The sequence below is a fragment of the Variovorax sp. GW821-FHT10D07 genome (assembly GCF_059415325.1).
This window is the reverse complement of sequence record NZ_JBWKMZ010000007.1, coordinates 39,024-51,827: the sequence shown is the minus strand read 5'-3', so window position 1 is coordinate 51,827 and position 12,804 is coordinate 39,024. Positions and strand designations below refer to the sequence as shown.

12 protein-coding genes are annotated in these 12,804 nt (G+C 70.2%); 6 read left to right on the top strand and 6 right to left on the bottom strand.

Features of this window, described 5'->3' with window-relative positions; translation table 11 throughout:
• Nucleotides 1-72: 72 nt before the first annotated feature.
• Nucleotides 73-831: a hypothetical protein gene (locus AC07PU_RS20730; RefSeq protein WP_057591046.1), complete on the bottom strand. Its 759-nt coding sequence runs from the start codon at nucleotides 829-831 to the stop codon at nucleotides 73-75.
• Between the two features lie 240 nt (nucleotides 832-1,071).
• Here AC07PU_RS20730 and AC07PU_RS20725 point away from each other — a divergent pair, with 240 nt between their 5' ends.
• On the top strand, nucleotides 1,072-1,866 hold the full coding sequence (locus AC07PU_RS20725) for a CHAP domain-containing protein (protein WP_495320066.1): 795 nt from the start codon (nucleotides 1,072-1,074) through the stop codon (nucleotides 1,864-1,866).
• A 12-nt stretch (nucleotides 1,867-1,878) separates the two neighbouring features.
• Nucleotides 1,879-3,450 carry a PGAP1-like alpha/beta domain-containing protein gene (locus tag AC07PU_RS20720; RefSeq protein WP_495320064.1) on the top strand — a complete coding sequence of 524 codons (1,572 nt, stop codon included), beginning with the start codon at nucleotides 1,879-1,881 and terminating at the stop codon, nucleotides 3,448-3,450.
• A gap of 32 nt (nucleotides 3,451-3,482) precedes the next feature.
• Here the strand turns inward: AC07PU_RS20720 and AC07PU_RS20715 are convergent, their stop codons facing one another.
• The 3 genes from AC07PU_RS20715 to AC07PU_RS20705 form a co-directional block, all read right to left on the bottom strand.
• A complete protein-coding gene (locus AC07PU_RS20715; protein WP_495320062.1) occupies nucleotides 3,483-4,103 on the bottom strand; it encodes a CHAP domain-containing protein in 621 nt (206 codons plus the stop codon).
• Between the two features lie 75 nt (nucleotides 4,104-4,178).
• Nucleotides 4,179-4,727 (bottom strand): DUF6886 family protein, encoded by a 549-nt coding sequence (locus AC07PU_RS20710; RefSeq protein ID WP_495320060.1) that lies wholly within the window; start codon nucleotides 4,725-4,727, stop codon nucleotides 4,179-4,181.
• Nucleotides 4,728-4,808: 81 nt separating this feature from the next.
• Nucleotides 4,809-5,750 (bottom strand): phosphate/phosphite/phosphonate ABC transporter substrate-binding protein, encoded by a 942-nt coding sequence (locus tag AC07PU_RS20705; RefSeq protein WP_495320058.1) that lies wholly within the window; start codon nucleotides 5,748-5,750, stop codon nucleotides 4,809-4,811.
• Nucleotides 5,751-6,043: 293 nt separating this feature from the next.
• Between AC07PU_RS20705 and AC07PU_RS20700 the strand changes: the two genes are divergently transcribed.
• A complete protein-coding gene (locus AC07PU_RS20700; protein ID WP_495320056.1) occupies nucleotides 6,044-7,198 on the top strand; it encodes a helix-turn-helix transcriptional regulator in 1,155 nt (384 codons plus the stop codon).
• 27 nt (nucleotides 7,199-7,225) lie between these two features.
• Here the strand turns inward: AC07PU_RS20700 and AC07PU_RS20695 are convergent, their stop codons facing one another.
• Nucleotides 7,226-8,188, bottom strand: coding sequence for a helix-turn-helix transcriptional regulator (locus tag AC07PU_RS20695; protein WP_495320054.1), 963 nt, complete (start codon nucleotides 8,186-8,188; stop codon nucleotides 7,226-7,228).
• Nucleotides 8,189-8,490: 302 nt separating this feature from the next.
• Here AC07PU_RS20695 and AC07PU_RS20690 point away from each other — a divergent pair, with 302 nt between their 5' ends.
• Nucleotides 8,491-9,306 (top strand): MmyB family transcriptional regulator, encoded by an 816-nt coding sequence (locus AC07PU_RS20690; RefSeq protein WP_495320052.1) that lies wholly within the window; start codon nucleotides 8,491-8,493, stop codon nucleotides 9,304-9,306.
• Nucleotides 9,307-9,333: 27 nt separating this feature from the next.
• On the opposite strand, the gene AC07PU_RS20685 is transcribed toward AC07PU_RS20690, so the two are convergent.
• Nucleotides 9,334-10,536, bottom strand: coding sequence for a hypothetical protein (locus AC07PU_RS20685; RefSeq protein WP_495320050.1), 1,203 nt, complete (start codon nucleotides 10,534-10,536; stop codon nucleotides 9,334-9,336).
• Between the two features lie 215 nt (nucleotides 10,537-10,751).
• Here AC07PU_RS20685 and AC07PU_RS20680 point away from each other — a divergent pair, with 215 nt between their 5' ends.
• Nucleotides 10,752-11,177, top strand: a complete 426-nt coding sequence (locus AC07PU_RS20680) for a tripartite tricarboxylate transporter TctB family protein (RefSeq protein WP_177239571.1) — start codon at nucleotides 10,752-10,754, stop codon at nucleotides 11,175-11,177.
• A gap of 10 nt (nucleotides 11,178-11,187) precedes the next feature.
• On the top strand, nucleotides 11,188-12,717 hold the full coding sequence (locus AC07PU_RS20675) for a tripartite tricarboxylate transporter permease (RefSeq protein WP_093354916.1): 1,530 nt from the start codon (nucleotides 11,188-11,190) through the stop codon (nucleotides 12,715-12,717).
• Nucleotides 12,718-12,804: the final 87 nt, after the last annotated feature.

The following is a 12,804-nucleotide window of genomic DNA, read 5'->3' as shown; positions in this document are numbered from 1 at the left end:
CGCGATGATCTTCTCGGCAAAGCAGGGCCGGAAGATCGCGATCGCCGCGGCGGGCGGCTGGCGCGACGCGAGCTACTGCCGCCCCGCTGCCTTCACCGTGTCCTCCACCCGCCCCAGTTCGGCCTGCGTCTGCGGCCCGGCATTGCGTGCGCGCACGCCCGGCAGCACCCGGTTGGCCGCGGCGATCTCCGTCGGCGTCCATGCGCGCGGATCCGTGCGCGACAGGAAGTAGAGAACGTTGATCAACCCGCTCGGCGACAGCTTGTCGACCTGGCTCGCATCGAGCAGCTTCAATGCCAGCGAAATGGCCTCGGCCGAATCGTTGAAGTCGCGCTGCAGGCGACCGGTCGCGCGGCGGCGCTCGTCGGCACCGGCGGCATTCACCTGCGACACCAGCCGCACGAGCTCGGCGTTCTCGATGTTGGCGATGGTGGCCACGCCCTGCGCCGCGGCTTTGCGAACCTGTTCATCGGGCGATTGCTGCAGCCCGGCGAGCAGGCCCTCGGCTTCTTCCTTGGAGAGCGCGAGCCGCACCATGGCCAGTGCCGCGTTGCGCTTGGAGCCGTCGGTCGCACTGAGCTCGGGCACGAGGCCATAGACCCACTTGTAGCGCTCGACCCGCTCCTTGGATTCCTCCACGCTGGTGCTGCGCCGGCGCAGTTCGGCGTCGAGCGCGGCGGTCTGCATCTTGAGGTCCGCCTCGCGCTGATCGATCTGCTGCTTGGTCTGGGCGTTCCAGGCCGTGAGCGCGACGGTGACCAGCGACCCCGCAATGCCCACCGCGGTGGTGGCCCGTTCCAGCCACGATTTCTGGGAAGGAAGATCGCTCATGGGGAACCGGACGCGAAGTCCGCCGTGCCGCAGGGAACCTGCCGATGGGCGCGACGGTAAGGCGCGCGCCCGGCACCGACCATCCTCCCGAGGAAGTAGAGCAAGCGGGATATAGGCGTGGGATGGCGGCGGTGAAAGACTCGAACCCACAACAACAAAGACAGGGCCCGCGTGCAACGGCGGGCATGTCAGTCGCACGGTGGATTCGAGGTCGATTCGATCAACTTGGGGGACCATGCCATGCAATATCCCGGCCGCGTCATCAAGCAGGGCGAAACCGATGCCCGCATCGTCAAGGAACTCAAGAACCGGTTGAACCGGGTGCTGGTCCTGAAGGGCGGCGAAGCGGTCAAGCTCGATGCCCAGCAGCCGAGCTTCGGCCCGATGATGAAGAGCGCGGTCAAGCTCTTCCAGTCGCGCAGCGTGGACAGCGAAGGCCATGCGCTAAAGATCGACGGCGAGGTCGGCAGCATCACCTGGGCGGCCCTGTTCGGCGACGACCAGGTGCCCGTGGCCACCAGCACCACCGACGATCTGCTGAAGCGCGCACTGGCGGTCGCGTCGGGCGAGGAAGCGCGCCAGGTGCGCGAAGTGCCGCCCGGCTCCAACCGGGGGCCCGACGTGGAGGCGTATCTGCGCAGCACCGGGCTCGGCGGCGGGCACTCGTGGTGCGCGGCCTACGTCTACTGGTGCTTCGAGCAGGCGGCCCGGCAGCTCGGTCGCGCCAACCCCCTGTTCAAGACCGCGGGTTGCCTCGCGCACTGGAACGGCGCGCCTTCCAAGGGCGCGCGCCGCATCAACGCATCCGCGGCCAAGGCCGACCCCGCGGTGCTGCAGCCCGGCATGATCTTCATCATGGACCACGGTGGCGGCCTGGGTCATACCGGCCTGGTCGAGAGCGTGACGGGCGGGATCATGACGACGCTCGAGGGCAATTCGAATGTGGGCGGATCGCGCGAGGGGATCGGTGTGTTCAGGCTGACCCGCAAGGTCAACAGCGTGAACAAGGGCTTCATCGACTACGCGGGTCTCTGAGGAACGCCGGCCATGAGCAACGCACAGCATCCCTACCACCCCATCATCTACGTGCGCGGCTTCGCCGCCACGCAGGGCGAGATCGAGGAGACCGTGGCCGATCCCTACATGGGTTTCAACATCGGCTCGACCAAGACGCGCATGGCCTGGACCGGCGACATGCGCCGCTTCTACTTCGAGTCGCCGCTGGTCCGGCTGATGGGCGACCACCGCTACGAGGACGTGTTCGTCGACGGCGACGACCTGATGGCCGCCACGCGCGCCGACCAGGCCGTGCCCTACCGCAGCATCGTCATCTACCGCTACTACGACGATGCCTCGAAGGACTTCGGCAACGGCAAGACACCGGCGATCGAGACCTTCGCCCAGGGGCTCGACCAGCTGATCCTGCGCCTGCGCGACCGGGTGTGCGCCAACCCGAACAACGCGATGACGCCGGCCGACTTCAAGGTCTACCTGGTGGCGCATTCGATGGGCGGGCTGGTCTGCCGTGCCTTCCTGCAGAACCCCAGGCTGGGCTCGGCCGCGGCGCGCGCGGCGGTCGACAAGCTCTTCACCTATGCCACGCCGCACAACGGCATCGACATGCGCATCGTGCGCAACGTGCCGGGCTGGCTGTCCTTCGGCGACGTCAACAACTTCAACCGCGAGCGCATGGCCGGCTACATGGCCGTTCCCAAGGGCGACGACGTGTCGATGGTGACGAACTTCCCGCCCGAGCGGGTGTTCAACCTGGTGGGCACCAACGCGCGCGACTACGCGGTGGCGGGCGGCCTCTCGTCATGGGCCGCGGGCGATGCCAGCGACGGCCTGGTGCGCATCGAGAACGCCACCACCCATGGGCTGGCGGCCGACGGAACGGACGTCGGATCGCCGCGCGCCTTCGTCAATCGCAGCCATTCGGGGCACTACGGCATCGTCAACTCGGAAGAGGGCTACCAGAACCTCACGCGCTTCCTGTTCGGCCAGCTGCGCGCCGACGGCATCCTCGACATCGACGACATCACGCTGCCCGAAGAGGTGCAGGCGGCACTCGACGACGGCAAGAGCGTGAAGGCCTCCTACCAGTTCGAGGTGGTGGCCAGCGTGCGCGGTGCCCAGTGGCAGATCACGCGGCGCGAGGCGCGCGAGAACTCGGCCATCTTCCGCGGCTACGACGAGCTGTTTCCGGCCGCGGGCGGAGCGCGCACGCCCGACCGCGGCAAGAGCCCGCACCTGTTCTCGCTGTTCCTGGACCCGAACAAGAGCGTGGTGGCCTCGGGCTCGGTCAGCTTCGCCTTCGACATCAAGGTGCTGGTTCCCGACTACGAGATCGACGGGCTGCTGTTCCTCAAGCGCCACTACGAAGGCGGCTTCGTCTATCGCGACCTGATCATCGTCGAGGCCTTTCCGGATGCCGCCGCCAAGTACGGGTGGCGCGTCTTCTATGGCGCGCAGGACGTTCATCCGGGCAAGCCCGGCATCGAGGCCACGCTGTACCCGCTGCAGGGCACCGACGGCTATGCCTTCGACATGACGATCATCCAGGACGTCCGGCCCGGCCTCACGGGAACCCTGCGCGTGGAGATGCGCCCCTGGCGTTGAGGCGGGGAAGGCTCACCCGCGCGTCGCCTGGCTCAGGACGGCGCCTGCGCGCGCCGCAGCCAGCCCAGGGTGCCGCCCTCTACGCGCCAGTTCCCGCCCTGCGCATCGAGCGCGAGCCGCGCGCGGCTCTCGCCGAACGGCCCGGGGTTCTGCTGCACGATCTCGATCTCGCGGTCTCCCACGCTCGCCACGATCGCGACATGCCCATAGCGGTTGAGCAGCGTCGGCGCGAACACGATCAGGTCGTCGACCCGCGGCTTCTCGGCCTGGCCGTTGCGGTACTGCACCAGCGCGCGCTTCGTGTTCGGCATGCCCTGCGGCGTGGCCGCGTCGTAGAAGTCCCTGGCGTGGCCGTAGGCGTCGGGCATGCGGTGGCCGAAGCGCTCGAAGTAGTAGCGCTTGACGAACTCCACGCACTGGTACTGGATGCCGAGGTTGTAGCCGTCGCTCGACAGCGCGCGGCCCTCGGCGTTGTTCACGCCGCCGTTGTAGTAGACCTTCACGCCGTTGAACTCGTCGACCACCGCGCCGACCTCGCGCGCGGGGTTGAGGTTGAAGTAGGTGGCGCCCCCGTAGCCGGCGACGGCCAGCGCGGCGATGGCGGCGACGGCGGCGAGGGTGGCGAGCAGAAGGGCGGGGCGGCGAAGAAGCATCGAAGGCGAGGGCATCAAGGAGCGGGACGCGCGGGCAAGCTTAACGGCAGCGGGGCGGGGCTTCATCCGTCGTCCTCAGTCCTGCGCGCGTGCATTGCGCATGCGGATGCACGAGAAGCCCAGCGAAGACGCGACCACCTCGCGCGCGAGCGGCCAGAGCTGCGGCACCACGCACAGCGTCACGCCGCGTTCGGCCAGCATCCACAGCGGCTGCGCGAGGCGGTGCACGGCCTCGGGGCGCACCGTCTGGTCCGACACGTGGTAGCCGGCATTGGCATCGACGCAGCGGAACGACCGGGCCGGCAGCGCGTACAGGTACAGCGGCGTCGATTGCGCGCGCGCATGCCAGTCCTGCTCGATCGCCAGCACGTGCCGACTGCCGCCATCGCCGAAGAAGTGCGCGAGATCGTGCGGCGTGGTCGCGGGCAGCGCGCGGAACGCGACCCGCGGGCAATCGCGCGGCACCAGGTAGTGCGGCAGGCAGGCGTCGTCCACGGCCCAGACCACGGGCGTGGCCACGGCCGCGTCGCGGTTCGGCGGCAGCCGGGGCTCGAAGACGGCGATGTCAGGTTGTTCGCTGACGTGCCAGAGTTTCAGGGGCGCGGGGGTAACGGGAGCGGACATGGGTGGCCGCGATCCTCGCACGAAGCCCGCGACGGGCACCGGCAAAGGCCACCGAAACCGGTGGCCATGACGCACCGGCACTCAGCCCGCCACCCGCTCCTCGTCGCGCAGCAGCACCGCCTTCTGCCGCTCGTACTCGGCCGCGATCTGCGCCAGCCGGCGTGCGCGCGCGGCGTCGCTGGTCCACTGGGCGGCGCGCACGCGCTGCAGCGCCAGGTCGCGCTGCAGCTGCGCCACCGGCAGCAGGGTCGCGTGGGGTGCCGCCTCGTAGCCGGCCGGCGCGTTCAGCGCGCGCAGCACGGCGCGCTCCCGGGCGCTGCGCGGCCCGGCGGCGGCGCCATAGCGCAGCAGGAAGCGGCGGACCTCCTGGCGCGTGGCGCGCGGCCAATCGGCGCGGATGGCGAAGCGCTCGGCGGGCAGGGGCTCCGATTGCCAGACGATCCTGAGCTGCCGGCCCTCGGGCGGAAAGCGGCGGCAGAACAGGCGGTGGTCGTCGAGGGTGCCGGTCGCGATGTCGACGTCGCCGTTGGCCAGCGCGAGGCTGCTCGCGAAGGTGGAGCCGACGGTCTCGGTGCGGAAGGCGGTCTCCATGTCGATGCCGCGCGGCAGGAACAGCCGCGCCTGGGGCAGCACATAGCCCGCGATGGAACGCCGCTCGCCGTAGGCGATGCGCCAGTCCTGGGGCTCGGCCAGCAGCCGGTCGAGCGCGTCGGGCGGGGCCGCGCGGCGCACCAGCAGCACCGCGCGGTTGGGGTCTTGCGCCGCCGGGCGCTTCGCCTGGGCGAGAATCCGCATCCGCCCCTCGACCACCGCCTGCAGCGCGGCCTCGGGGGCCAGGAAGCCGGCGTCGACCTCGGCGTGCGCGACGGCCCGTGCCAGCGATTCGAGGCTGGACAGCGTGGCCGTCTCGAGCGCGCAGCCGACGGCGGCGCACAGCGGGTGCAGCAGCGGTTCCCACGCGGCGCGCGAGGCCAGGGCCTCGTCGAGCAGCGGCAGGGCAAAGCGCAGCCGGGCGGAAGACACAGGGGAGAAGGCCTCGCTCGAGGCCGCCGAGGCTGGCGCGCGACGCGAGCCCGAAAACAGGAGCACGCCGGCGCCGCCGCGCGCGACGCGCAGCAATGCGTCGCGGCGGGTGGCACCCGGGGGTGCATGTGAAAGGGTGAGGAAGGACGGCGCCATGCGGGTTCACGACAAACGCTGGCACGGCCCGGACGCGTTGCGGCGCGCCGTGGCGCGACCGCCGTCCGGCCAATGACAGCAGAGTGGGGAGTCTGCGCATCCGCGCCCGCGCGCGCTACTCCCGAACAGGAGGGAACATGGGTCTGGAATCCACGGCGCTGGCCGACGCGGTCCGGCGGCTGTATGCCGAGGTGGCGGCGCCGGGTGCCGGCGGCATCGACCTCAACGTGCTGCGCGAGTGCATCGGCGCCGAGCACGTGGTGATGACGAGCATGCACGACGGCGACACCGAGTGGCGTGCCTGCACGCAGTTCGGCCAGGTCGAGGAACGCGAGCTCGGCCAGTGGCTCACCATGGCCGACCACGAGTCGCTGGTCCGGCTCACGGCCTCGGGCCTGCCGGTGCGCACCTCCACCTTCCTGAGCCGCCGGGCGATGGCCAGCACCGAGCTCTACCAGGAGGTGCTGCGGCCGCTCAACGGTGGCCTGGCCGCGGTGTCGTACTGGCGCGAGCACGACGGCTGGCGCGGCCTCAGCTACTGCCGCTCGCTCGAGTCGGGCCACGACTTCCGCGAGGACGAGCTGGCCTCGATCCAGGCGCTGGTACCGCACCTGCGGACCATCGAGCAGCTGCATGCGCAACTGCGGCAGCGCGCGCGCGCCAGCGTCGATGCGGCGCACGACATGCTGAACCTGGCGCCGCAGGCGGTGCTGCTGCTCGATGCCGCGGGCCGCGTGGTGTTCCTCAACCGCAGCGCGAGCGCGCTGCTGGCGCAACCCGGTTGCGGCTTGCGCGCCGATCGCGAAGGCTTGCGCGCGCGCGACGGCGCGGAAGACCGCCGGCTGCAGCAGGCGGTGCGGCTCGCGGCCGAGCTCGCGCCCGAGTCGCGCCGCGCGGCGCTCAGCGATGGCGCGGTGGCGGCGCAGGGCCTGCCGGTCACCATCCGGCGCGCGCTGCCGCTGCGGCCGCTGATCCTGTCGATCGTGCCGGCGGCCAGCCTCTCGGCGCAGGCCGAGTTCGGCAGCGCGCGCGTCGCGGTGATGGTGCACAACGCCGGCACCGACGGCACCATCGCCGCGGCCCGGCTGGTCGAGGCCTACGGGCTCACGGCGCGCGAGGCCGAACTGGCCGTGCTGCTCGGCAAGGGCGAGGACCTGGCCGGCGCGGCCGGGCTCATGGCGCTGTCGGCGGGCACCGCGCGGCAGTACCTCAAGCAGATCTTCGCCAAGCTGGGCGTGCAGCGGCAGGCCGAACTCGTGCGCCTGCTGGTGGCGAGCTTTCCGCAGGAGTGAGGCCGAAAGGCCTCGCGCACATCGCGCTCAGGCGGCCGGCGCGCCCGGCAGCATCGCGCGCGCGGCCGCGTTCACGAGCTGCACGCGGTTGCGCACCTTGAAGCGCGCGCGCAGCTGCCGCAGGTGGTAGTCGACCGCATGGCCCGACATCTGCAGCCGGTGCGCGATCTCCTTGTCGCCGCGGCCCTGCCGCAGTTCCTCGAGGATGCGCAGCTGCATCGCGCTGAGCATCCTCGAAGCGCCGCCGATGTCGCCGCCGAACCGGTCCGCGGCTGGCGCCGAAGCGAGGCCGCAGGACTGCACGCGCCGGTGGAAGTCCTCGGCCAGCATGCGGGCCAGCGCGACGATGCCGGCGCCGATCCACGCGCTGTCCGTGCGCTCCGACTGCAGGCTCACCAGCGTGTGCTCGCCGAGCGGCAACGACAGCGGCGGTGCCGGCAGCCGGAACAGCACGCCGCTGCCGATGCCGCTGGCGCGCAGGTCCTCGAGAAAGCGTTCGTGCAGCGCGAAGCGGGCGTCCTCGGGCGGGTGTTGGCGCGCCAGGCTGTCGCGGTCCCAGACCCAGGGACCGGCGCTGCGCTGCGCGGCATCGACGCGCGGATCCACCTCCTGGTATTGCTGCGAGAAATAGCGTTCGGTCCAGCGCGGATTGGCATGGCCGGTGAAGAAGCTCGAGGGCCGCCACCGGCCCTGCGCCAGCGCCACCGTGCCGTAGGCGAACCACTGGAAGCCCAGCGCCTGCAGCATCGGGCGCATGCGCAGCAGCGGGTCGTCCTCGCCGGCCGCGGCACCGCCGTCGACGGCGTGCGGCAGCGGGCCGTCCGTGACGAAACGAACCGGCGCCGCGCTGTGCAGCGGCAGCCCCGTCATGTCGCGCACCGCCGGGTCTTCCGATGGCATGGCGGACAGGGGCGCTTCGGCGCGCGGCTGCAGCAGCTCGGACGAGCGTGCGCTGCGTCGGTACGGCAGGAAGACATGGGCGGCGGGCAAGGGTTCGATGCGGTGGACGAGGAGGCTGGAGGCCGCGCGTGTCGCGCGGCGAGCGTGCGGTCCGGGGAACGCCGGACCGGCGCTGCGACCCGTGCGCGAGAGGCCCCTGGCACCGGTGCGAAGGGCATGTTGCCGCCCTGGCTGGAGGGCGTCGATAACCTTCCAGATAATGGCCGCGCACCATGTGCAAAGGCGCTACCGCCTGTTACCCGGATTACGCATGTTTGTTGCGTTCGCGACGAAGCGTTTCGCCCTTCGTTCAGGTCCAATGGCGGGCTTTTCGATCCCTGGACCCCGATCCCATGAGCCTGCCTCTGCTGCTGCGCCATACGAGGGCGAGCAAGAACATCTCCCAACTCGATCTGTCGTTGCGGCTGGGCGTCTCCCAGCGGCACGTCAGCTTCCTCGAGACCGGCCGCGCCGCGCCGAGCCGCGACCTGCTGCGGGCCTGGATGAACGAGGTCGAGGCGCCGACCTCGCTGCGCAATGCGGCGCTGTCGCTCGGCGGCTTCACCACCGTCGCCAGCGAAGAGGGCACGTCGTGGATCGGCATGACCGATGCCAACGAGGCCGCGCTGCAGCGCATGGTGCAGCTGCACAACCCGCTGCCGGGCCTGGTGTTCGATCCCGACTGGAAGATGCTCGCGACCAACTGCGCGGGCCAGTGGCTCTGCACGGTCGTGATGCCCGGCTACTGCGAGGCCGTCGACCATCGCTTCGAAGGCCTGGACATGATCGACTGCGTGGCGCACGACGACGGCCTGCTGAGCCATTCGCGCAACGCGGCGCAGGTCGGCGCCAGCCTGCTCGCGCAGTTGCAGACCGAGAGCTGGCTGCGCCCGTCGCTGCGGCCGCGCGTCGATCGGCTGGCCGACTCGCTGCACCGCCGCTACGGCCGGCTGCCCGAGGTGCCCTCGCTCGGCCTCGCCACGCCGAGCCTCAACCTCAGCTTCGACACGCCGCTGGGCACGCTGAACTTCTCCACCTTCCAGAGTGCCTTCGGCATTCCGCAGGACATCAATTCCTCCTCGCTGCGCATCGAGCTGTGGTTCGCGGCCGATGCGCACACGCGCGAGGTGATGAGCGACGCCGATGCCGACGCGGAGGCCTGCTGCTGACGGCCCGGGGTCGGCGTCGGCGCGGCCTCAGGGCAGCTTCGCCGCGACGCGCGCGGCCAGCGCGTTGACGCGTTCGCGTGCCACTGCGTGCAGCGCCGCGTCGCGCTCGCCGCCGCCCACGCGCACCTCCACGCTCAGCAGGCCCTTGCGGATCTGGATGCGGTTGAGGATGTCGATGTTCGCCTCGTCGCCGAGGCCCGCCACCGGCGTCTTGGGTTCGCCCACCTTCTTCGAGACCTCGAAGTAGCGCTGCGAGAACGCGGGCGTCGATGCGAGGTTGCGCACGCTCATCTGCACCTGGTGCGAGACGGTCACGCGCTTGCCGTCGAGGGTGTCGGTGCGGCGCACGTTGTAGAGGCAGCCGATCGGCCTGGGAATCTCCTCGATGCGGTTCTCGCGCGACTCGTGCGTGATCTTTCCCTTGAACTGCACCGGCGCCGCGATCGTCATGTCGGGGAACACGGCCTTCACGTCCTCGGGCGTCATCAGCGCGCAGGCATCGGGCCACCGGTCGGCGGGCGCGGTCTGCGACACGCGCGTGTCGGCCGGCACCTCGAGCGCCGCCTGGGTCGCGATCGGCGCCGCGGCCGCCACCATGCCGGTGCCCGGCTGCCAGCGCGAGAGCGCCTGGCGCGCGAGCGCGCTCGCGTTGCCGGGCGTCTGGCTCGAATAGGCATCGAGGCTGGTCGAGACGATCAGGTCGCCCTTGCGCGCATAGACCGCGACGCGGTGCGCGCTGGTCTCCATGAAGGCCTCCTCGCCCACGCCGGCCAGCGGCTCGATGCGCAGGCTGAGCTTGGGGTCGGTGGCCACGCGTTCGCGCGCGGTGCGGATCGAGGCGAAGCTGTCCTTGGCGGTGCCGCGGCCGACCACGGGCGAGTCGCCCCAGCGCACCACGGTCAGGCTCGCGAAGCGCGCGAAGTCCAGCGTCGAGGTCGGGCTCGGCAGCCGCACCACGTAGGCGCAGCTCTCGGCGTACTGCGGGCCGCGGCTCAGGGGGCTCAGCGTGGGGCCCTTGTCGGTGACCGGGCGTCCGGGGAACAGCGCCTCGATGTCGGCGCGCGGCATCAGCCTGCAGGCGTCGGGCGCGTTCGCGGCCATGGGGGAAGGCGCGGCGGGCGGCGAGGCCGTCACGGTCGCGGTCTGCGCGAGCGCGGCGACATGGACCGCGCCGGCCAGCAGCAGCAGCCAGGCGGGGCGGATCGGGGCGAGGGTTCGGAAGGGATTCAAGCGGACTCCGGTATTCGGGTAAACGCGTAGAAGCGACGCAAGGCGCGCATCCTCGCCGCACCGGCGCGGGCCGTCGATTACCTGCGGCGTAGTCGGCCGTACGTAGTTCCCGAGGCCCGCGTGTCAGTTTTCGGTCAGCCGCCGACGCCGAGCATCCCTGCCTCCATCACAACAGGCCGCAGGCGCGCTGCGCAGGCACGCCCACAGAGACAGAAATGAACGACCGCAACCTAGGCAGAGGGCTCTTCCTCATTGCCATTTCCCTCCTGTTCGGCATCACCGCCGCGCGCAACTATCCGATCGGCGACTTCTCGCGCGCCGGGCCCGGCATGTTCCCGTTCATCGTCAGCGTGCTGCTCGGCCTGATCGGCGTGGCCACCGTGATCCGCTCGCGCTTCGTCGCGCGCCAGCCGATGGAGCTCAACCTGCGCAACATCGGCATCGTGATCGGCAGCCTCTGCGGCTTCGCGCTGATCTCGGAGCACATCAACATGGTCGCGGGCATCGTGTTCATGGTGTTCGCCTCGACGGCTGCCGGCCTCTCGTACTCGTGGGTGCGCAACGTCAAGATTTCCCTCGGCCTGATCGCGATGGCTTTCGCGCTCCAGAAGCTGCTGGGCCTGAACCTGCCCCTGCTCTGAGGACGAAGCCATGGAAGTCTTGAACAATCTCGCGTTCGGTTTCTCGCACGCGCTCACGATGCAGAACCTGCTGTTCTGCGCCATCGGCTGTACCGTCGGCACCCTGGTGGGCCTGCTGCCGGGCCTGGGCCCGCTGGCCACCATCAGCCTGCTGCTGCCGCTAACCTACTCGATCCCCACCGGCGGCGCACTGATCATGCTGGCCGGCATCTACTACGGCGCCCAGTACGGCGACAGCGTGAGCGCGATCACGATGAAGATCCCGCATGCCAGCAGCATCGTGGCCTGCATCGACGGGTACGCGATGACGCTCAAGGGCCAGACCGGCCTGGCGCTGTTCACCGCGGGCTTCTCGAGCTTCGTGGGCGGCACCATCGCGATCGTCGTGCTGGCCTGGATGGCCCCGATGCTCGGCGAGGTGGCCTTCCTGTTCGGCCCGGCCGACTACTGCTCGATGATGCTCGTGGGCTTCGTCTGCGTGAGCTTCGTGACCACCGGCAGCCTGCTCAACGGCCTCGCGATGTGCTTCATCGGCGTGCTGCTCGGCCAGATCGGCACCGACGTCAACAGCGGCATGCAGCGCTACACCATGGACCTGCCCTTCCTCGCCGACGGCGTGGGCCTGGTGAGCATCGCGCTGGGCTGCTTCGGCATCGCCGAGATCACCAAGAACCTCGATGCGCGCGAGGAGCGTTCGCCCTTCAACGGCAAGATCAACCTGATCCCGACCTGGGCCGAGTTCAAGCGCATCATCCCGAGCGCGCTGCGCGGCGGTGCCATCGGTTCCTTCCTCGGCATCCTGCCCGGCGGCGGTCCCTCGATCGCCCAGTTCGCGGCCTACGCCATCGACAAGAAGGTCAGCAAGTACAAGCACGAGATCGGCACCGGTTGCATCGAGGGCGTGGCCGGCCAGGCCGCGGCCGACGAAGCCGCCGCGCGCACCAGCTTCATCCCGCTGATGAGCATCGGCATCCCCGAGAACCCGGTGATGGCGCTGATGCTGGCCGCGTTCGTGATCAAGGGCATCCAGCCCGGTCCGAACATGATCGCCAGCCACCCCGACCTGTTCTGGGGCCTGGTGGCCAGCATGTGGGTCGGCAACTGCTTCCTGCTCGCGCTCAACGTGCCGCTGGTGCGCTACTGGCTGTCGGTGTTCAAGATCCCGTACGCCGTGCTGTTCCCGTCGATCCTGTTCTTCTGCTGCATCGGCACCTACAGCGTCAACAACAGCCTCGACGACATCTTCATCACCGCCGTGTTCGGCTGCCTCGGCTACGCCTTCATGCGATTGGAGCTGGACGCCGCGCCGCTGATGCTGGGCTTCATCCTCGGGCCGATGCTGGAGGAAAACTTCCGGCGCGCCATGCTGATCAGCCGCGGCAGCTTCGGCGTGTTCGTGAACCGCCCGATCAGCGCGACCCTGCTGGGCCTGATCGGTGTGTTCGTGGTGTGGCAGCTCGTGGCTTTCGTGCGCTCGATCCAGAAGGCACGGCGCGAGGGGCCGGCGGTGGTGCCGGCGAGCGAGGCGCATGGGGCTTGAGAGGCGTGCAGCTGCCAAGCTTCCCTTGATCCGTTCTTCACAGGCTGATACCTGAGAAGGACACGGAGCCGGCCCGTTGAAGCCGGC

Excerpts from the sequence above, each read along its gene's own strand:
- AC07PU_RS20730 (WP_057591046.1), bottom strand. The coding sequence starts at position 831 with ATGAGCGATCTTCCTTCCCAGAAATCGTGGCTGGAACGGGCCACCACC.
- AC07PU_RS20725 (WP_495320066.1), top strand. The coding sequence starts at position 1,072 with ATGCAATATCCCGGCCGCGTCATCAAGCAGGGCGAAACCGATGCCCGC.
- AC07PU_RS20720 (WP_495320064.1), top strand. The coding sequence starts at position 1,879 with ATGAGCAACGCACAGCATCCCTACCACCCCATCATCTACGTGCGCGGC.
- AC07PU_RS20715 (WP_495320062.1), bottom strand. The coding sequence starts at position 4,103 with ATGCTTCTTCGCCGCCCCGCCCTTCTGCTCGCCACCCTCGCCGCCGTC.
- AC07PU_RS20710 (WP_495320060.1), bottom strand. The coding sequence starts at position 4,727 with ATGTCCGCTCCCGTTACCCCCGCGCCCCTGAAACTCTGGCACGTCAGC.
- AC07PU_RS20700 (WP_495320056.1), top strand. The coding sequence starts at position 6,044 with ATGGGTCTGGAATCCACGGCGCTGGCCGACGCGGTCCGGCGGCTGTAT.
- AC07PU_RS20690 (WP_495320052.1), top strand. The coding sequence starts at position 8,491 with ATGAGCCTGCCTCTGCTGCTGCGCCATACGAGGGCGAGCAAGAACATC.
- AC07PU_RS20680 (WP_177239571.1), top strand. The coding sequence starts at position 10,752 with ATGAACGACCGCAACCTAGGCAGAGGGCTCTTCCTCATTGCCATTTCC.
- AC07PU_RS20675 (WP_093354916.1), top strand. The coding sequence starts at position 11,188 with ATGGAAGTCTTGAACAATCTCGCGTTCGGTTTCTCGCACGCGCTCACG.